Genomic DNA, 19,396 nt, shown 5'->3' with positions numbered 1-19,396 from the left:
CGCGTCGTTGGACGGGGACCTAGCGCGGTTCCCGATGCCGTTGAGGCCCACCGAATAAAAAGACGGGGGTCTGTTCGGGCGACGCGCCGCCCCCTTCTCCCGTGCGGGAGCGGGGCGGGGTGAGGGATCGGGTCTCTCCGCCTCGGGCCGCCTCGGGCCGCCTCAGGCCGCCTCAGGCCGCCTCAGGCCGCCTCAGGCCGCCTCGGCCCGGCTCTGCGCCTCCACGTCGAGGAGCCAGTGCCGGAAGGCCCGGATCTTCTCCAGGGCCCCGTCGCGCTCGCGGTAGCAGATGAAGTGGAGGTCGCGGGTCAGGCTCGCGACCCGATCGCCGCCGAGGCGCACCAGCTGCCCGGCGGCGAGCTCGTCCCGGGCGAACCGGAGGGTCTCCAGCGCCACGCCGAGCCCCTGAACGGCCGCCGAGATCACCAGCGAGCCCCGGTCGAAAGCCGCTCCGGCTGCCCCGGTCGGCAAGGGTAGGCCGTTATGGGCGAACCAGTCCGGCCAGCGGACGGGGCTGAAGGACGAGTCGAGCCGGGTGAAGGGCCCGATCGATCCGGCCGCGTCCGGCTGCGCGGCCCGGGCGACCTCCGGCGCGCAGAGGGCGGCGATCTCCTCCGGGCCGAGGGATTCGACGGTCAGGCCGGGCCCGTGCGGCGGCCGGCCGTAGGCGATCAGGATGTCGATCTCCTCGTGCCGCCCGAGATCCACCGGGTCGGCGCTGGTGGAGAGGCGGATGGCGATGCCGGGATGCGCCTCCACGAAGGCGGGGAGCCGCGGCCCGAGCCACTTCGCCGCGAAGCTCGGCGTGCAGTGCACGGCCAGCGACGCGGGCGACGGCGGGCTGAGGTCGGCGCAGACCGCCTCGATCGCGTCGAAGGCGCTCGAGAGCCCGGCCAGCAGGCGCTGGCCGTCGGCGGTGAGGAGCGCCTGGCGGTTCGCCCTCCGGAACAGGGCGCGCCCGAACCAGCGCTCCAGCGCCCGGATCTGGTGACTCACCGCCGAGGGCGTGAGGTGCAGCTCCGCGCTGGCGCGGGCGAAGCTGCCGAGGCGCGCGGCCGCCTCGAAGGCCCGCAGGGCGGAGAAGCTCGGGATCCGGCGCATGCGCAATCCGTGAATTGAATTCATGGAAAGCGTGAAAAATCGTCGTTTGTCAACGCGCGGATCCGGCAGGATAGTGCCGGCCACGACGCGATCGGCGGGCCGGTCCGTACCCCGACGAAAGGAGACGCCATGCTCGACGATCACGCCCACGAGGCGGCCGTCGCCCTCGACCTGCCGAACGACGATGCCGGCCGCAGGCGGACCTCGATCTACCAGCCCGAGCAGGCCGGCCTGATCTTCCCGGAGATCCCGGACTTCGCCAACCACGCCGAGGAGCGGGACTACCGCAAGAAGCACCTCGTGGCCGCCTGCCGCGCCTTCGCGATGCACGGCTTCGACTACGGCTTCGCCGGCCACCTGACGATCCGCGACCCGGAGCGTCCGGAGCTGTACTGGACCAACCCGATGTGCGTGCACTTCTCGCAGGTGCGGATGTCGAACCTGATCCTGGCCGACCACAAGGGCCGGGTGGTCGAGGGGCGCCACGCCATCAACCGCGCGGGCTTCGTCCTCCACGCCGCCGTGCACGAGGAGTACCCGGAGGTCATGGCGATGTGCCACGCGCACACCACCTACGGCACCGCGTGGTGCGCCACCGGCCGACCGCTGGAGATGATCAGCCAGGACGCGGCGGCCTTCTACAACAGCCACGCCGTGATCGGCGCCTCGGCGGGCGCCGTGGCGGTGGAGAAGGAGAGCGGCCTGTCGGTCGCCCAGCAGATCGGCCGCAACCGCGGCGTGCTGCACCAGAACCACGGCCTGCTGACCTGCTCGCAGCACAGCATCGACGACGCGGCCTTCTGGTTCATCGCCCTGGAGCGGGCCTGCCAGCAGCAGCTCCTGGTCGAGGCCTCCGGCATCAAGCCGCAGCTCCTCTCGGAGAAGACCGCCCGCTACAGCCGCGAGCACGTCGGCAGCGACTACATCGGCTGGCTGCACTTCCAGACGCTGTACAACCACATCGCCGAGACCCAGCCCGACATGTTCGCCTGAGGCCGGCGCCCGCCCCGCGCGGGGGGCCGCGACAGATCGAGGGCCGGCCGCGAGGCCGGCCCTCCCGCTATGGGCGGTCCGCCGGGCGCCGCTGCCCCTCGTACCGGGCCCGCGGCCGGATCAGCGTCCCCTGGCGGCCCTGCTCCATGGCGTGCGCCGCCCAGCCCAGGCTCCGGCCGAGCAGGAAGATCGTGAACGGCGCGCTCCGCGGCAGGCCCGCCGTCCGGACGAGCGCCGTCAGCGCGAAGTCGATGTTCGGCCGCGCGCCCGTGGCCTCCGCGGCGCAGTCCCGGACGGCGTCCAGCAGGGGGTCGGCGGGCAGGACCGCGCCCAGGGCCGCGGCGCGGACGTCGCCGTCCGGGTAGAGCGGGTGGCCGAAGCCCGGCAGCGCGCCGCTCCGATCCAGGCAGGCGCGCACGGCCGCCCTCGGGCCCGTCGCGGCGGCCTCGTCGACGAACCGCAGCACCGCCGCCGCGGCGCCGCCGTGGCGCGGTCCCGACAGGGCGCTCAACCCGGCCATGAGGCAGGCCGCGATCGGCGCGCCGGTGGAGGCGGCGACCCGGGTCGCGAAGGTCGAGGCGTTCAGTTCGTGGTCGGCCAGCAGCACCAGCGCTTGGCGGACCCGGTCGGCGGTCGCGGCGTCGAGGGACCAGAGCCGCGCGAGGCCCTGATGCAGGGGCGCCCGGCCTTCGGGGATGCCGCAGGACGCGGCGAGATGCGCGACGGCGCGGCGCGCGTCGCGGCACAGGCGGTGGTGGCCGCGGCCCAGCGCGGCTTCGGCCTCCTGCAGAAGCCCGGCCAGCGCCAGGAACGGCGTCGCGGCCGCGTCGGCCGGAACGTCGAACAGCGTCGCCTCCGGGCTGTCCCACAGGAGGTCGGCGGTCGCCTCCAGGCTCGCGTCGCGGGCGAACGCCACGGCGTCGCGGCCGCGGTAGATCAGGCTGCCCCGGTGGACGGTGCTGATCGCGGTGACGACCGACGGCTCGCCCCAGGCCATGGCCCCCGCGGCGATCGCCGCGCTGGCGCGGCTCCGGCCGCGCCGGTCGGCGAGCGTCGCGACGTCGGCGGCCCGGTACTGGCTGTGGCGCCGCCCCGGCGCCCGCCGCGCCTCGATCAGCCCGCGGCTGACGTAGGCGTAGAGCGTCTGGGCCCGGATCCCGAGGGCGTCGAGGGCTTCGGCGCGGTCCAGCCATTCCGTCATGTTGATCAGATGTATCAAGATTGATCGATCCGTCGATGGCCGGCAGCCTGCGCGAACCGATCGAGGGCCGGGACCATGCGCGAACGACACGCCGACCACGACGCCCTGGCGCCGATCCTCGCGGAGGCGCTGGCCGCCCTGGCGCTGCCGCCCGAGGCCGGGGACCGGCTGGCGGTGACCGGCACCGGGAGCCTGCCCTCCTGCTTCCCGGTCACCGCGCTGGCGACGGCGTCGATCGGCGCCGCCGGCCTCGCCGTCTCCGAACTCCTCGGCCTGTCCGGCCCCGCGCCCGCCGTCACGGTCGACCGGCACCTGGCCTCAGCGTGGTTCGGCACCTCGGTGCGGCCGCAGGGCTGGACGCTGCCGGCCGCCTGGGACCCGATCGCCGGGGACTACCGGGCGGCGGATGGCTGGATCCGGCTGCACACCAACGCGCCCCGTCACCGCGCCGCCGCCCTGGCGGTTCTCGACTGTCCGGGCGAGCGGGAGGCGGTGGCGGCCGCCGTGGCCCGCACGGCGGCCGAGGACCTGGAAGGGGCGATCCTGCGCGCCGGCGGCTGCGCGGCGGCGATGCGCGGTCCGGACGATTGGGAAGGCCTGGACCAGGGCCGGGCGGTCCGGGCCGAGCCCCTCGTGGCGCTCGCGGAACGTCCCGTCCAGCACCGGGTGCCGTGGCGCCCGGACCCGACCCGTCCCCTCGCGGAGATCCGGGTCCTCGACCTGACCCGCATCCTGGCCGGGCCGGTGGCCACGCGCGTCCTGGCCGGCCTCGGGGCCGACGTCCTGCGGATCGACCCGCCCGGCTGGGACGAACCGTCCCTGGCGCCCGACGTCACCCTGGGCAAGGTCTGCACGCGCCTCGACCTCCGGCAGGTCGACGACCGCCGGCACTTCGAGACCCTGCTCGCCGAGGCCGACATTCTCGTGCACGGGTACCGCCCGGACGCCCTGGAGCGGCTCGGCTACGGCGCGGCGCGACGCCGGGCACTCAACCCGGACCTGATCGACGTCGCGCTCTGCGCCTACGGCTGGACCGGACCCTGGGCCGGACGGCGCGGCTTCGACAGCCTCGTCCAGATGGCGACGGGCATCGCGGCGGCCGGGCAGCGGTGGAAACAGGCCGACCGGCCGGTGCCGCTGCCCGTCCAGGCGCTCGACCACGCCACCGGCTACCTGATGGCGGCGGCGGCCGTGCGAGGCCTGATCGCCCGGCAGCGCGACGGGCACGCCGTCACCGCGCGGCTCTCTCTGGCCCGGACCGCGCGCCTGCTCACGGACCATCCCGGCAGCGCGCCGGGGCCCGCCTTCGGCGGATATCGGGACGCGGATTACGCCCCGGAGATCGAGGACACGGCGTGGGGACCTGCCCTCCGGCTGCACGCGCCCGTGCGGATCGAGGGCGCGCCGCTGCGGTGGGATCGCCCGGCCTGCGATCTCGGCACGACGGAGGCCGCACAAGTCAGACATTTCGGCAGCGCGCGCTTGTCCGGCTCGAAAGACGCTCCGGGGAGCAGAAGCGCTATAAATTGACCAATCGCGGGAATGTTTTTGCAGCCTCCGCGCGGCGGAACGCTTGACACCGATCTATGTTATCTGGCAATTCGCATTCATGATCTGTAATGCGTTTTGTCGGCGTTTTTAATACTAGGTTTAAGTGAAGATTTAATAGTCAGCTTTCTTAAAATCTGCACATATCGACCGAAGACCGAAAATAATACCACCGTTTACGTCAAAGCGCACCCGGTTCGCCGAACCCGTCTCGCACTGTGCCAGACGGTCCGACACCGAGAAGGATGACGATGAACGAGTCTGCCCCGGGCCACCCCATCCTGCGCGACGTTCCGATCGGCATCGCCGCCACCGGGATGCGGCACGAGACGGACTCGATGGGCGGGATCGACGTGCCGGCGGACCGCTACTGGGGCGCGCAGACGCAGCGCTCGCTCCAGCACTTCTCGATCGGCGACGATCGCATGCCCAAGCGGGTCTACCACGCCTACGGTTACGTCAAGAAGGCCGCCGCCCTGGTCAACGCCGCCGCCGGCCGCCTGGAGGACTGGCGCGCGCAGGCCATCGTCCAGGCCGCCGACGAGACGATCGCGGGCAAGCTCGACGCGCACTATCCGCTCTACGTCTGGCAGACCGGCTCCGGCACCCAGTCCAACATGAACGTCAACGAGGTGCTGTCGAACCGCGCGATCCAGCTCCTCGGCGGTGTGCTCGGCTCCAAGAGCCCGGTCCACCCGAACGACCACGTCAACATGGGCCAGTCGTCGAACGACACCTTCCCGACCGCGATGCACGTCGCCACGGTGCTCGAACTCGACGAGGTCCTGCTCCCCAAGGCGCGGGCGCTGGCCGACGCGATCGACGCCAAGGCGCGGGCCTGGATGGACGTGGTCAAGACCGGCCGGACCCACCTGCAGGACGCGACGCCTCTCACCGTCGGCCAGGAATGGTCGGGCTACGTGGCGCAGATGCGCGACGCGCTGGCCCTCGTCGAGGCGTCGCGCGCCGGGCTGTACAAGCTGGCGGCCGGCGGCACCGCGGTCGGCACCGGCCTCAACGCCCCGGAAGGGTTCAGCGCGGAGATCGCCGCCAAGATCGCCGATCTCACCGGCAAGCCGTTCGTCACGGCGCCCAACAAGTTCGCCGCGCAGGGGTCGCTGGACGCCACGGTCGCCGCTATGGCGGCGGTGCGCGGGCTCGCAGTCGCACTGATGAAAATCGCCAACGACATGCGCTGGCTCGCCTCGGGGCCCCGCTGCGGCCTCGGCGAACTGCTGCTGCCCGCCAACGAGCCGGGCTCCTCGATCATGCCCGGCAAGGTCAACCCGACCCAGTGCGAGGCCCTGGTGATGGTCTGCATCCAGGTGATCGGCGAGGACAACGCGGTCGCCTTCGCGGGCTCGCAGGGCAACTTCGAGCTCAACGCGATGCGCCCGATCATCATCAACAACACGCTGCATTCGATCCGCGTGCTGGGCGACGCCTGCGAGAAGTTCCGGACCTACTCGGTCGCGGGCACCGAACTCAACCGGAGGCGGATCGACGAGACCGTGAACCAGTCGCTGATGCTGGTCACGGCCCTGTCGCCGGTGATCGGCTACGACCTCGCCTCGAAGATCGCCCACCGCGCCAACGACGAGGGCACGACCCTGCGCGCGGCCGCCCTGGCCGAGGGCGTCCCGGCCGAGCGCTTCGACGCGGTGTGCGATCCCAGGACGATGATCGGCCACGGGCTGGCCGGCGCCTGAAGCGCGCCGGGACCGTCCGTCCGCCCCCCTCAGCTGAGCGAGATACCATGAGCACGAAGGTCGCCGATCTGTTCGTCCGGGCGCTGGCGCAGGCCGGCGTGAAGCGCATCTACGGCGTGGTCGGTGACAGCCTCAACGGCCTGACCGAGGCCCTGCGCCAGGACGGCTCGATCGCCTGGATCCACACGCGCCACGAGGAGAGCGCCGCCTTCGCGGCCGGCGCCGAGGCGCACCTGACCGGCGAACTCGCGGTCTGCGCCGGCTCCTGCGGGCCGGGCAACCTGCACCTGATCAACGGCCTGTTCGACGCGCACCGCTCCCGCGTGCCCGTGCTGGCCATCGCGGCCCAGATCCCCTCGGCGGAGATCGGCCGGGGCTACTTCCAGGAGACGCACCCGCAGAACCTGTTCCAGGAATGCAGCCACTACTGCGAGCTGGTCTCCTCGCCGGCCCAGCTGCCCGGCGTGATCGAGACCGCGATGCGCGTCGCCATCGCCGAGCGCGGGGTCGCCGTCGTGGTGATCCCCGGCGATGTCGGCCTCATGGCCATGCCGGGGAACGCGCCCGAACTCTCCGCCGCCCTGGTGCCGCCCCCGCCCGTGGTGCGCCCGCGCGAGGCCGACCTCGACGCGCTCGCCGGGATGCTCAACGCGGCCGGGCGCGTGACCCTGTTCTGCGGCCGCGGCTGCGCCGGCGCCCACGCGGAGCTGCTGCAGCTCGCCGAGGCGCTGAAGGCGCCTGTCGTCCACGCGCTCGGCGGCAAGGAGCACGTCGAGTGGGACAATCCCTACGACGTCGGCATGACCGGCCTGATCGGTTTCTCGTCGGGCTACCGGGCGATGCTCGACTGCGACACCCTGCTGCTGCTCGGCACCGGCTTCCCCTACCGCCAGTTCTACCCGGACGACGCCAAGGTCGCGCAAGTCGACCTGCGGGCCGGGAGCCTCGGGCGCCACTGCCGGATCGATCTCGGCCTGATCGGCGACGTCGGGGAGACGATCGCGGCGCTGCTCCCGAAGCTGCAGGCCAAGACCGACCGGGCACATCTCGACGACAGCCTCGCCCATTACCGCAAGGCCCGCGCCGGGCTCGACGCGCTGGCGGTGGGCAAGCCCGGCGGCAAGATCCACCCGCAATACGTCGCCCGGACGCTCAGCGAGGCGGCCTCCGAGGACGCGGTCTTCACCTTCGACGTCGGCACGCCGACGATCTGGGCGGCGCGCTACCTCGCCATGAACGGCAAGCGCCGGCTGATCGGCTCGCTGAACCACGGCTCGATGGCCAACGCCCTGCCGCAGGCGATCGGCGCGCAGGCGGCCTATCCCGGGCGGCAGATCATCTCGTTCTCCGGCGACGGCGGCTTCGCCATGCTGATGGGCGACCTGCTGACCCTCAACCAGCACAAGCTGCCGGTGAAGGTCGTGGTGCTGAACAACGGCACCCTGGGCTTCGTCGAGATGGAGATGAAGGCGGCGGGCTTCCTCGAGACCGGCGTCGAGCTGGTGAACCCGGACTTCGCCGCCATGGCGAGCGGGGCCGGCATCTTCGCCCGGCGCGTGGAGGACCCGGCCGCGCTGCCGGACGCGATGGCCGCGATGCTCGCCCATGACGGCCCGGCGCTGCTCGACGTCGTCTCGGCCCGCCAGGAGCTGTCGATGCCGCCGAAGGTCGGCCTCGAGCAGGTGACGGGCTTCGGGATGTGGCTCGCCCGGGCGGTCATCGACGGGCGCGGCACCGAGATCATCGACCTCGCCAAGACCAACCTCTGGCGCTGAGGCGCCCTTCCGAAGCCGGAGCTCTGCCCGATGATCCGCTGCGTACGCATCTGGACCGGTGACGACGACAATTCCTACTTCGAGGAAGGCGTCATCGACCTGCCCCACGGCGAGCGCGGCGACATCCTCAGCGGCACGACCGACGTGGTCTCGATCTCCTTCCGCGAGACCCAGGCCGGCGGGACCTACGCGTGGCACGCGGCGCCGACCCGGCAGTTCGTCATCACCCTGCGCGGCACCCTCGACTTCCAGACGAGGGCCGGCGCGCACTTCACGATCCGCCCCGGTGACATCCTCATCGCCGAGGACACGGCCGGCTCCGGCCATTCCTGGCGCCTCGTCGACGACGAGCCCTGGTGCCGGGCCTACGTGATCCTCGCCCCCGGCGCCGAGGCCCGGCTCCCCTTCGTCCCGAACAAGACCGCCTGAGGAGGGGCCCGATGGCCGCCATGAGCTTCGACGACGCTCCCGACGTGGTGCTGATCGGCGCCGGGATCATGAGCGCGACCTTCGGCACGATGCTGAAGGAGCTGGAGCCGTCGCTCAGGATCGCGATGTTCGAGACGCTGCACGACTGCGCGCAGGAGAGCTCGGAGGGCTGGAACAACGCCGGCACCGGCCACGCGGCCAATTGCGAGCTGAACTACACGCCCCAGCGCCCCGACGGCAGCGTCGACATCGCCAAGGCCCTGGAGGTGAACACCGAGTTCGACATCTCGCGCCAGCTCTGGGCGCATCTGGTGAGGAAGGGCGCGATCCCGGACCCCCGCGCCTTCATCCATCCCTGCCCGCACATGAGCTTCGTCTGGGGGGCCGAGAACGTCGCCTTCCTCAAGGCGCGCTACGCCGCGATGTCGGCGCACCACTGCTATCATGGCATGGAGTACAGCGAGGACCCGCAGGTCATCGCCGGCTGGGCGCCGCTGATCATCGAGGGCCGCGATCCCGGCGAGCCGATCGCCGCCACCCGGATCGTCACCGGGACGGACGTCGATTACGGCGCCCTGACGCACCTGCTGGTCAAGCAACTCGCGGCGCAGCCCGGCTTCGCCGTCCACTACAACCGCAAGGTCGTCGCCCTGGACCGGGTCGACGACGGCCGCTGGGCCGTGACCGTCGAGGACACCTACGACGGCACGCGCCAGACCGTGACGGCCAAGTTCGTGTTCATCGGCGCGGGCGGCGGCTCGCTGCCGCTGCTGCAGGCCTCGAAGATCCCGGAGGGGCGCGGCTACGGCGGCTTCCCGGTCTCGGGGATCTGGCTGCGCTGCGACGTCGACGCGGTCAGCGCGCGCCACCACGCCAAGGTCTACGGCAAGGCCGCCTCCGGCTCGCCGCCGATGTCGGTGCCCCACCTCGACACCCGCATCATCGGCGGCAAGCGCTCGCTGCTGTTCGGGCCCTACGCGGGCTTCTCGTCGCGCTTCCTGAAGCACGGGTCGCTCACCGACCTGTTCACCGCGCTGACACCGCACAACATCGTGCCGCTGCTGGACGTCGCCAAGGACAACGTCGCGCTCACCGAGTACCTCGTGGGCCAGGTGCTCCAGAGCTCCGACCACCAGTTCGCGACCCTCAAGGACTTCTTCCCCAAGGCGCTGAAGCAGGACTGGACCTCGGCGGTGGCCGGCCAGCGGGTGCAGACGATCAAGCCGACCGGCAAGGCGAACCCGCTGGAGGAAGGCTACCTCGAATTCGGCACGGAGCTGGTGGCCGCGGCCGACAACTCGATCTGCGCGCTGCTCGGCGCCTCGCCCGGCGCCTCGACGGCGGCCTTCATCGCGGTCGAGGTCCTGGAGAAGTGCTTCGCCGACCGGCTCACGCCGGATGCCTGGCTGCCCCGCCTCAAGGCGGTGATCCCGACCTACGGCATCGACCTCAAGCGGGACGCCGAGGCCTGCCGCCGCACCCGGGCCGAGACGGCGCCGGTCCTGAGGATCGACAACGTCTGACAGGTTCGCGAGGCGCGGTTCCCCGCGCCCCGCCGGCGGACATCTGAGGGTGCGACGCGCCCGGCCCGCGGCGGCGGACCGGCGAGCTTCGGCCGGAGAGAGGAACGATGGACATCTCCGCCCTGATGCTCTCGCGCATCCAGTTCGCCTTCACGGTGTCGTTCCACATCATCTTCCCGGCCTTCACGGTCGGGCTGGCGGCCTGGCTCGCCTTCCTGCAGGCGCGGGCGATGATCGCGCGCGAGCCGGTCTACGACCGCCTGTTCGACTTCTGGCTCAAGATCTTCGCCGTCGCCTTCGGGCTCGGCGTGGTCTCCGGCATCGTCATGGCGTTCCAGTTCGGCACCAACTGGAGCGAGCTCGCCCGCCGCACCGGCCCGATCCAGGGGCCGCTCCTCGGCTACGAGAGCTTCACGGCCTTCGCGCTCGAGGCCTCGTTCTTCGGGGTGCTGATGTTCGGCCGCAGGCGGGTGCCGCGCTGGTTCTACCTGTTCGCCTGCCTGATGGTCTGCCTCGGCACCAGCCTGTCGTCCTTCTGGATCCTCGTGAACAATTCGTGGATGCAGTACCCGACCGGCTTCGCCCAGCGCCCGGACGGCGTGTTCGTGCCGACGGACTGGTGGGCGATCATCTTCAACGGGGTCGTCTGGGTCCGCTTCCCCCACATGGTCCTGGCCGCCTACGTCACCACCAGCTTCTGCGTGGCCGCGACGGGGGCGTGGTACATGCTGCGCGGCAGCGACCGGATCGAGGCCCGCGCCATGATCCGGATGGGGCTCGGCCTCGCCGCGATCCTGGTGCCGCTGCAGCTGTTCTTCGGCCACCTCACCGGCGACTACGTCGTCAAGCACCAGCCCTCGAAGATCGCCGCGATCGAGGGCCACTGGGAGAGCCAAGCACCGGCCGGCGAGATCCTGTTCGCGTGGCCCGACGAGGCGCAGGAGAAGAACCACTTCGTCATCGCGCTGCCCGCCCCGATCGGCAGCCTGATCGACGACGGCACCCTCACCGGCAAGGTGATCGGCATCAAGGACATTCCCAAGGCCGACCGGCCGCCGGTGCTGATCCCTTTCTTCGCCTTCCGCATCATGGTCGGCTGCGGGCTGCTGATGCTGGCGCTGGCCTGGGGCGGGATGGCCTTCTACGCCACCGGGCGGCTGGAGCGGGCGCGCTGGCTGCAATGGGCGATCTTCCTGTCGTTCCCGCTCGGCTTCGTGGCGACGCTGACCGGATGGTTCACCGCCGAGGTCGGGCGCCAGCCCTGGACGGTCTACGGCCAGCTGCGCACCGCCGACGCGGCGACGCCGTTCCTGGCCGCGCCGCAGGTTGCGACCTCCCTCGCCGTGTTCGGCGCGGTCTACGCGCTGATCTTCGCGGCCGGCACCGTCTACATCTACCGCATGCTCAAGGCCGGCATCCTGCCGACCCCGGCCCGTGCGGGGAGCGCCGCCAACCCCAAGCGGCCGCTCGCCGTGCCGGGCGACAGTCCCGGCACCCCCAGCAGCAATCCGGCGGAGTGAGCGGCCGTGATCGAATTCTGGGCCGCCGCCCTCGCCCTCACCCTGATGCTCTACGTGCTGCTCGACGGGTTCGACCTCGGCGTCGGCATGCTGTTCGGGATCGCCCCGGACGAGACGGCGCGCCGGCACATGATGCAGGCGATCGCCCCGGTCTGGGACGGCAACGAGACCTGGCTGGTGCTCGCCGCCACGATCCTGTTCGGCGCCTTCCCGACGGTCTACGCGCTGCTGCTCTCGGCCTTCTACCTGCCGCTCCTCCTGATGCTCGCGGCCCTGATCCTGCGCGGCGTCGCCTTCGAGTTCCGCTACAAGTCCCGGCGGCTGCGGCGGGTCTGGGACGCGGGCTTCGTCGGCGGTTCCTACTGCGCGGCCTTCGTGCAGGGCGTGACGGTCGGGGCGCTCGTTCAGGAGCTGCCGGTGCGCGACGGGCTCTACGCCGGCGGGGCGTTCACGTGGCTCACGCCGTTCTCGCTGCTCTGCGGGCTCGGCCTGTGCCTCGGCTACGCGCTGCTCGGCGCCGCGTGGCTGTGCGGCAAGACCGAGTCCGACGTGCGCGACCTCGGCTTCCGGCTGCTGCCGCGGCTCCTGCTGGGCGTCCTGGTCTTCCTCGGCGCGGCCTTCGCGTACGCGCTGGCGATGAACCTGCGGGTGCTGCACCGCTGGGTCGAGCGGCCCGAGATGCTGGTCCTGCCGCTCGTGGGGGCCGCGGCCTGCGCCGGGCTCCTCTACGCGGCGCGGCGCCGGATCGATGCCCTGCCCTTCCCGCTGGTGGCGCTGATCTTCGCCGCCGCCTTCGCGACGCTCGCCGCCTCGTTCCTGCCCTACATGGTGCCGTTCAGCGTGACGGTGACCGAGGCGGCGGCGCCGGAGGCGAGCCTGTCCTTCATGTTCTGGGGCGCGGGGATCGTGGTCCTGCCGATCACCCTGATCTACACCCTGGTGGTCTACCGGGTGTTCAAGGGGAAGGTCGACATCGCCGAGCACTATGACTGAGCCTGCAGCCGGGTTCCCGGACCCGCCCCGGCCGGCGAGGCCGCGCGATGGCCGGTGAGGTCGCTCTCTCCGAGGACGCGCCGGGCCTCCTGCAGCGCCTCGCGGCGTGGTGGCCGCGCGAGGCGGCCGAGGCCGTGCGCATCGCGCTCACCGCCATCGCGGCGGTCTGGCTCGCCATGTGGCTCGAGCTGGCGCTGCCGCACTGGGCCGGCTGGACGGTCATCTCGGTGACGCTCGCCACCCGCGCGGCCTCCCTGCGCAAGAGCCTGTGGCGCGCCGGCAGCACGCTGGTGGGCGTCACCGTCGCGATGGTGCTGGTGGCCAATTTCGCCCAGGCGACCCTGGCCTTCGACCTCGCGCTGGCCCTGTGGATGGGCCTGCTCACCGCGGCCTCCAGCGTCGAGAGCGGCCAGCGCGCCTACGGCTTCGCCTCGATGGGCTTCACCGTGCCGATCATCGCGCTGGCCGACGTGCAGAACCCGGAGGCGGTGTTCCAGATCGGCGTCGATCGATGCTCGACGATCCTGCTCGGGATCGGCTGCGCCTACGCGTCGAACGTGTTCGTGGCGCCGGGCGTCCCCGCCGTCAGCCGCGCCCTGGCGGGGCGGCTCGAGGCGGCCGCTGAGGCCTGCGACGCCTGGATGGCCGCCCTGCGGCGGGGCGAGCAGCCCGGCCCGATGCCGATCGCCGCGGTCATGACCCTGGGCGAGGAGGTCACCGACACGTTCACCGAGCAGCCCTCCCTGCGCTCCGGCGGCCGCGGCATCCGCAACGCCGCCCCCCGGCTGCGGCGGGTGCTCGCCGCGGGCCTGCTGCGGGCGCTGCTGCCGGACCGGCCGGGATCGCGCTCGACCGACCTGATCGGGGCCGGCGGGGCGATCGCCGTCCGGCAGGTCGGGCGCGTCCGGGTCTCGGCGCGGCTCCTGCGGGCCGGCGGGCGCGTGGGCCGGCGGCGCGTCCCGTTCCGCCCGCACCTGCTCCTGTGGAACGACCTGGACTGGGACGGCTGGCACGCCTTCGACAACGCCCTGCGCACTGCCGCCGCCGTCCTGCTCGTCAACGGCTTCTGGTACGTCACCGGCTGGTCGCACGGGGCCGGCGCCGCGACCTGGGCGAGCCTCGTCTGCGTCCTTCTCGCCGCCCATGCCGACCCGCGGGCGGAATCCCGCGCCTTCCTGGTCGGCGCGCTGCTCGCCGGCGTGGTCGGGCTCACCGTCCGCTACACCCTGCTGACGACCACCGGGAGCTTCGCGCTGCTGGCCGCGGTGCTGCTGCCGGTGGCGATGCTGGCTGTGGTCGGCCGCGCCGACAAGCGCGCGATCTACGGGATCGGCTTCGGGTTCTTCGTCTTCGGCGTGCTCGATCCCAAGAACCCGATGACCTACGACCTCGCCGACTCGCTCAACACCGTGCTGGCCGAGCTGCTCGGCATGGCGGTGGCGGCGATCGCGTTCGCCGCCCTGCCGCCGCCGGTGAGCGCCGCGACCCTGCGCCTGCGGGCCCGACGCCGGCTGGTCCGGTCGGTGCGCGGCGCGGCCCTCGACCCGGCGCTCCTGCTGCCGCCGCTCGACCGCTACCTCGCCCGGGGCTTCGGCCGACTCGCCCTCATCGGCGCGGACGACGCGGCGGCCCGGAGCGGCGAACGCCTGCTCGTCATCGGGCTCCTGCTGCTCGCCCTGCGGGAGACGGACGATCGGGAGGGCCGCCGCGTCGGCGGGGCGGTCTGGGCGCGGCTCGCCGCGTCCCGTCCGGCGGGGCCGGAGACGGCGCCGGATCCCTTGCGCGCGCTCGCCGACCGGGCGACCCTGCCCCTCCAGGCGGAGCGCATCGGGGCGCTGGCCGCCCTCGTGTCGGATCTCGACCGCGCGGGCTGGCCGAACCTCGATCCGGGAGGGCGGGCGTGATCGGCGTGGTCGGATTGCGGGCGGTCGACGTGCTGGGGCTCTTCGTCGAGCCCGCTGTGATCTGCCTGCTCGCCGCCCTGGCGATCACCTGGGCCCTGCGCTGGATCCTGGACTGGATCGGCATCAACCACCTTGTCTGGAACCGCGCCCTGTTCGACTTCAGCCTCCTGACCGCCGTGACGGCGCTGCTGATCCTGTCCCTGCGCGTCCAGGGCCCGTGAGATGGCCCTGAAACCGCGACCGTCGCTGCGCGACTGGCAGCCGCCGCCCGCCTACAACGTCGCCGCCACCCTGCTGGCGCTGGCGGCGGCCGTGGGCCTCGCCTACCTCGCCTTCCTCTACTACGCCTACACGCCCTGGACCCGGGACGGGCGCGTGCGCGTCTACACCGTGCAGGTGGCGCCCGAGGTCTCCGGCACGGTGGTGGCGGTCCGGGTCCGCGACAACCAGTTCGTCCGCAAGGGCGACGTGCTGTTCACGATCGATCCCGGCACGTTCAGGAACGCCGTGACCCAGGCCGAGGGCGCCCTCGCCAGTGCCCGGGCGCGGGCCGGGTACCTCGCGGGGATCGCGCAGCGCACCGCCGACCTCGACGACCTCGCCACCACGCCGCAGCAGAAGCAGACGACCAGCGGCCAGGCGCAGGCCGCCCAGGCCGACGTGGTCCAGGCGGAGGGCGCGCTGGCGCAGGCGCGGCTCAACCTGGAGCGCACAACCCTGCGGGCGACCGTGAACGGCTGGGTCACCAACCTGCTGCTGCAGGAGGGCGGGTTCGCCGCCACGGGACAGCCGGCGCTGACGCTGGTCAACGGCGACAGCTTCTGGATCGAGGGCTATTTCGAGGAGACGCAGCTCCCGCGCATCGGCGCGGGCGACGCCGCGCGCGTGTCGCTGATGGCGTGGCCGGACCGTCCGATCCGGGGGCGCGTCACCGGCCTCGGCCGCGGGATCAGCGTCGCCGACGCCGCCCCGGGCGTCCAGGGGCTGCCGACGGTCAACCCGATCTTCACCTGGGTCCGGCTGGCGCAGCGGGTGCCGATCCGGATCGACCTCGACGACGTGCCCTGCCCGATCGTGCTGGCGGCCGGGATGACGGCGAACGTCGCGATCCTGGCGGAGACAGCCGGGTCGCCGGACGCCCTGCCGCCCGACCGGCGCACGGGCGCGGCCGCCGGCCAGCGCTGCGACGGGGCGCCGGTCGTCGAGTCGCGGCGCTGACGGCCCGCGCCGGCCGGGAAAACCGGGCGGCGCGGCGCGTTGATCCGGCAGGCGCGCCGCCGCGCGGCGGCCGCGATCGCGACGAGGACCCGATGGACTACAGGCAGTTCGGACGCTCCGGCCTCACCGTGCCGGTGCTCAGCTTCGGCACCGGCACCTTCGGCGGCACGAACGAATTCTTCCAGCGCTGGGGGCAGACGGACGTCGCCGAGGCGACCCGCATGGTCGATCTCTGCCTCGACTCCGGCGTCAACTTCTTCGACACAGCCGACATCTACTCGGGCGGCGCCTCGGAGGAGATCCTGGGCCAGGCCCTGAAGGGCAAGCGCGACCGGGCGCTGATCTCCACCAAGGCGACCTTCCGGTTCAACGACGAGCTGAACCAGGTCGGCTCCTCGCGCTACCACCTGATCCGCGCCTGCGAGGCCAGCCTGAAGCGGCTCCGCACCGACCATATCGACGTCTACTTCATGCACGGCTTCGACGCCCTCACCCCCGTGGACGAGACGCTGCGGGCGCTCGACGACCTCACCCGCGCGGGCAAGATCGGCTATATCGGCGCCTCCAACTTCTCGGGCTGGCAGCTGATGAAGGCGCTCGCGACCTCCGAGCGCCACGGGCTCGCCCGCTACGTCGCCTACCAGGGCTACTACGCGCTGATCGGCCGCCACTACGAGTGGGAGCTGATGCCGCTCGGCCTCGACCAGGGCGTCGGCCTGATGGTCTGGAGCCCGCTGGGCTGGGGCCGCCTCACCGGCAAGATCCGCCGCGGACAGGCCAACCAGAGCGGCCGCATCGCCGCCGGCGGCGCCGAGGGCGGGCCGCCGGTCTCCGACGACTACCTGTTCGGCGTGGTCGACGCCCTCGACGCCGTGGCGGCCGAGACCGGCAGGACGGTGGCGCAGGTGGCGCTCAACTGGCTGCTGACCCGGCCGACCGTCTGCAACATCGTGGTCGGCGCCCGCAACGAGGAGCAGTTGAAGCAGAACCTCGGCGCCCTCGGCTGGACCCTGACGGCCGAGCAGGTCGCCCGGCTCGACGCGGCGAGCCAGGAGACCCCGATCTACCCGTACTGGCACCAGCGCGGCTTCGACGAGCGCAACCCCAAGCCGACACCCTGGTAGGCCGTCGCCCCGGCCGGGACGATCGGGCGATTTTTCGGAAACGATGCGTTTCGATCGTTTCTGTTCCAACCCGGCCGCTCCCGGTCCAGGATGCCTGCGGATGGGGGGCCGATCCCCGCGCGGAGGAGCAAGGCGATGAGCTGGCACAGTGCCGATGACCCGATCCCGGGCGACCATTTCAGCTGCGACGCGATCCAGACCCTGATCGTGCCCCGCTCGCGCGATCTCGGCTCCTTCGCGGTGCGCCGGGCGCTGCCCTCCACCGAGTGCCGGATGGTCGGCCCCTTCATCTTCTTCGACCAGATGGGCCCCTCGGAATTCCTCCTCGGGCAGGGCATGGACGTGCGGCCGCACCCGCATATCGGCCTCTCCACCGTCACCTACCTGTTCGACGGCGAGATCATGCACCGCGACAGCCTCGGCACGGAGCTGCCGATCCGGCCGGGCGAGCTGAACTGGATGACCGCCGGCCGCGGCATCACGCACTCGGAACGCACCGCCCCGACGCTGCGTCAGACCGGCTCCCGGCTGTTCGGCATCCAGAGCTGGGTCGCGCTGACGGACCGGGACGAGGAGAACGCCCCCGCCTTCGAGCACTACGACGCCGCCGCGCTGCCGGTCCTCACCGGCGAGGGCAAGACCGTCCGGCTGATCGCCGGCGAGGCCTTCGGCGCGCGCTCGCCGGTCCGGACCTCGAGCCCGATGGTCTACGCCGACGTGGCCCTCGAGGCCGGCGCCGTCCTGCCCTTCGATCCGACCTACGACGAGCGGGCGATCTACACGGTCGCGGGCGCCATCGAGATCGCCGGCGACGGCTTCGGCCCCGGCCAGCTGCTGGTGTTCCGCCCCGGCGACCGCATCAGCGTGCGCGCCACGGAATCGGCCCGGTTCATGGTGCTGGGCGGCGAGCCAATGGACGGCCCGCGCCACCTGTGGTGGAACTTCGTCTCGTCCCGGCCCGAGCGGATCGCGCAGGCCAAGGAGGATTGGCGCCAGGGCCGGTTCGACACCGTGCCGAACGACGCCGAGTTCATCCCGCTGCCGGAGGACCCGCAGCCCGTCCGCTACCCGTGAGACGGCCCGCGATCCGGCGGTCCCGCGCGCGACGTCGCGCGGGTATCGCCGCGGCAGCGCAACCCTAGCGCGAACATTAAGGAGTTGTTAACCATTTTCCGTCGGTGTGAGGCGGACGCCGATGCCTCACCGAAGGCTTGCGCTGCACCCTGTCGGCAGGACGCGTGATGGAACAGACGAAGCACCCCAAGGCCGAGGCGCTGGACCAGATCGATTCCGTCGCGCGCGACGCCCGCGAGCCGACGACCCGGATCCGCACCGGCAACCTCGTCCTGCTCGCCGCGGACGAGCGCGTCTCGGCGCAGGGGCGCAACCAGAACCCGTCGCCGGTCGAGCGGTGGCCCGACCTGCTGGAGCGGGTGCAGGGCGCGGCGCGCTACATCCGGGACGTCGAGGACCGGGCGCAGGAGCAGGAGACACACGTTCAGGACCTGCTGCGGCAGGTGCGCGCCGACATGGACGCGGCCCGCGCCCAGGTGCTGGCGGCCGAGCGGGAGACCCACGAGGTCCACGCGCAGGCGATCAAGCTGATCCAGGCCGCCGAGGACCGGGCCGCGGCCGCCGAGGAGCGGGCCGCGGCGGCGGAGCAGATGCTCCAGCGCATCGCCGAGACGATCGACGCGGAATTCGTGATGCAGCCGGGCGGACAGGTGACCGGCCAGGCGGGCAGCGCTCGGGCTTCCGCGACGCGGGCGGCTTCGTGACCGGCGCGGGCCCGGCGGAATCGCCCCGGCGATGAACGCGACGTTCTGGGCCCAGCTCGACGCCCGCATCGCGCGCGAGCGCGGAGAACCGACGGAGCCGGCTCCGGGGATCGCCGACGGCCCGCGCACAGCCGACGCGCCGAGCCCGGCGGCGCGTTCCGAAGCGTCCCCCGAACCCGATCCGGAGACGCCGTCGCGGCCGGTGGCGGACTGGAGCCAGATCCTCGACACCCTGTCGGCCGCGACCGTCGCGAAGCAGGCGCAGGATCAGCGCCTGCACCAGCAATCGACCGCCTGCGAGACGCTGGCCGCGGATCTGGAGGCCGCCCAACAGGAGATCCGGACCCTGCGGGCGCTCCTGGAGGAAGCGCGGGCGCAGGCGGCGCGGCAGGTCCTCGAACGCGAGGCGGAAGCCGACCGGCGCGTCCGGGAGGCCCAGGCGCGGGCCGAGGCCGCGACCCTGCGGGCGGCGGCGGCCGAGGACTGGCTCAAACGGATCGAGCAGGCGAGCCGGGATCTGCTGCCCGACGGACGGCACGCGGCCGCCTGAGGCCGGGAGCGCCAGCCACGAATCAGCCGC

17 protein-coding genes are annotated in these 19,396 nt (G+C 72.5%); 15 read left to right on the top strand and 2 right to left on the bottom strand.

What is annotated here, in order from left to right; genetic code table 11:
- Window positions 1-192 precede the first annotated feature (192 nt).
- Complete coding sequence (locus tag ACQKQD_RS00355) at window positions 193-1,101, bottom strand: LysR substrate-binding domain-containing protein (RefSeq protein ID WP_091926403.1); 909 nt, start codon at window positions 1,099-1,101, stop codon at window positions 193-195.
- Window positions 1,102-1,230: 129 nt separating this feature from the next.
- On the opposite strand from ACQKQD_RS00355, the gene ACQKQD_RS00350 reads away from it, so the two are divergent.
- The gene (locus ACQKQD_RS00350; protein WP_132368014.1) at window positions 1,231-2,094 is read left to right on the top strand and encodes a class II aldolase/adducin family protein; all 864 of its coding nucleotides are present in this window, start codon (window positions 1,231-1,233) and stop codon (window positions 2,092-2,094) included.
- Window positions 2,095-2,161: 67 nt separating this feature from the next.
- On the opposite strand, the gene ACQKQD_RS00345 is transcribed toward ACQKQD_RS00350, so the two are convergent.
- Window positions 2,162-3,295 carry a citrate/2-methylcitrate synthase gene (locus ACQKQD_RS00345; RefSeq protein ID WP_427507459.1) on the bottom strand — a complete coding sequence of 378 codons (1,134 nt, stop codon included), beginning with the start codon at window positions 3,293-3,295 and terminating at the stop codon, window positions 2,162-2,164.
- 75 nt (window positions 3,296-3,370) lie between these two features.
- On the opposite strand from ACQKQD_RS00345, the gene ACQKQD_RS00340 reads away from it, so the two are divergent.
- The 14 genes from ACQKQD_RS00340 (at window position 3,371) to ACQKQD_RS00275 (ending at window position 19,366) form a co-directional block, all read left to right on the top strand.
- Window positions 3,371-4,825 carry a CoA transferase gene (locus tag ACQKQD_RS00340; protein ID WP_427507190.1) on the top strand — a complete coding sequence of 485 codons (1,455 nt, stop codon included), beginning with the start codon at window positions 3,371-3,373 and terminating at the stop codon, window positions 4,823-4,825.
- Window positions 4,826-5,094: 269 nt separating this feature from the next.
- Window positions 5,095-6,552: a class II fumarate hydratase gene (gene fumC, locus ACQKQD_RS00335; protein WP_427507189.1), complete on the top strand. Its 1,458-nt coding sequence runs from the start codon at window positions 5,095-5,097 to the stop codon at window positions 6,550-6,552.
- A gap of 47 nt (window positions 6,553-6,599) precedes the next feature.
- Entirely contained in the window at window positions 6,600-8,327 is a 1,728-nt protein-coding gene (poxB, locus tag ACQKQD_RS00330; protein ID WP_427507188.1) for a ubiquinone-dependent pyruvate dehydrogenase, read from the top strand.
- A 30-nt stretch (window positions 8,328-8,357) separates the two neighbouring features.
- The gene (locus tag ACQKQD_RS00325; RefSeq protein WP_020091020.1) at window positions 8,358-8,756 is read left to right on the top strand and encodes a hypothetical protein; all 399 of its coding nucleotides are present in this window, start codon (window positions 8,358-8,360) and stop codon (window positions 8,754-8,756) included.
- Window positions 8,757-8,767: 11 nt separating this feature from the next.
- The gene (gene mqo, locus ACQKQD_RS00320) at window positions 8,768-10,279 is read left to right on the top strand and encodes a malate dehydrogenase (quinone) (protein ID WP_091676004.1); all 1,512 of its coding nucleotides are present in this window, start codon (window positions 8,768-8,770) and stop codon (window positions 10,277-10,279) included.
- 107 nt (window positions 10,280-10,386) lie between these two features.
- Complete coding sequence (locus tag ACQKQD_RS00315; protein WP_091676001.1) at window positions 10,387-11,799, top strand: cytochrome ubiquinol oxidase subunit I; 1,413 nt, start codon at window positions 10,387-10,389, stop codon at window positions 11,797-11,799.
- Between the two features lie 6 nt (window positions 11,800-11,805).
- Complete coding sequence (gene cydB / locus ACQKQD_RS00310) at window positions 11,806-12,792, top strand: cytochrome d ubiquinol oxidase subunit II (protein ID WP_427507187.1); 987 nt, start codon at window positions 11,806-11,808, stop codon at window positions 12,790-12,792.
- A gap of 47 nt (window positions 12,793-12,839) precedes the next feature.
- Window positions 12,840-14,696 carry an FUSC family protein gene (locus ACQKQD_RS00305; protein ID WP_427507186.1) on the top strand — a complete coding sequence of 619 codons (1,857 nt, stop codon included), beginning with the start codon at window positions 12,840-12,842 and terminating at the stop codon, window positions 14,694-14,696.
- Window positions 14,693-14,917, top strand: a complete 225-nt coding sequence (locus ACQKQD_RS00300) for a DUF1656 domain-containing protein (RefSeq protein ID WP_132368008.1) — start codon at window positions 14,693-14,695, stop codon at window positions 14,915-14,917. Before ACQKQD_RS00305 ends, ACQKQD_RS00300 begins: the two co-directional genes overlap by 4 nt.
- Before the next feature lies 1 nt (window position 14,918).
- A complete protein-coding gene (locus ACQKQD_RS00295; protein ID WP_132368007.1) occupies window positions 14,919-15,914 on the top strand; it encodes an HlyD family secretion protein in 996 nt (331 codons plus the stop codon).
- Window positions 15,915-16,006: 92 nt separating this feature from the next.
- A complete protein-coding gene (locus ACQKQD_RS00290; RefSeq protein ID WP_427507185.1) occupies window positions 16,007-17,038 on the top strand; it encodes an aldo/keto reductase in 1,032 nt (343 codons plus the stop codon).
- Between the two features lie 135 nt (window positions 17,039-17,173).
- Window positions 17,174-18,112 carry a pirin family protein gene (locus ACQKQD_RS00285; RefSeq protein ID WP_427507184.1) on the top strand — a complete coding sequence of 313 codons (939 nt, stop codon included), beginning with the start codon at window positions 17,174-17,176 and terminating at the stop codon, window positions 18,110-18,112.
- A 167-nt stretch (window positions 18,113-18,279) separates the two neighbouring features.
- Window positions 18,280-18,816 carry a hypothetical protein gene (locus ACQKQD_RS00280; RefSeq protein WP_427507183.1) on the top strand — a complete coding sequence of 179 codons (537 nt, stop codon included), beginning with the start codon at window positions 18,280-18,282 and terminating at the stop codon, window positions 18,814-18,816.
- 31 nt (window positions 18,817-18,847) lie between these two features.
- Complete coding sequence (locus tag ACQKQD_RS00275; RefSeq protein WP_091977912.1) at window positions 18,848-19,366, top strand: hypothetical protein; 519 nt, start codon at window positions 18,848-18,850, stop codon at window positions 19,364-19,366.
- Window positions 19,367-19,396 lie beyond the last annotated feature (30 nt).

This window comes from Methylobacterium sp. NPDC080182 (assembly GCF_050281105.1).
Lineage (GTDB): Bacteria > Pseudomonadota > Alphaproteobacteria > Rhizobiales > Beijerinckiaceae > Methylobacterium.
The sequence above is the reverse complement of the archived record's forward strand: the minus strand, read 5'-3'. Positions and strand labels throughout refer to the sequence as shown.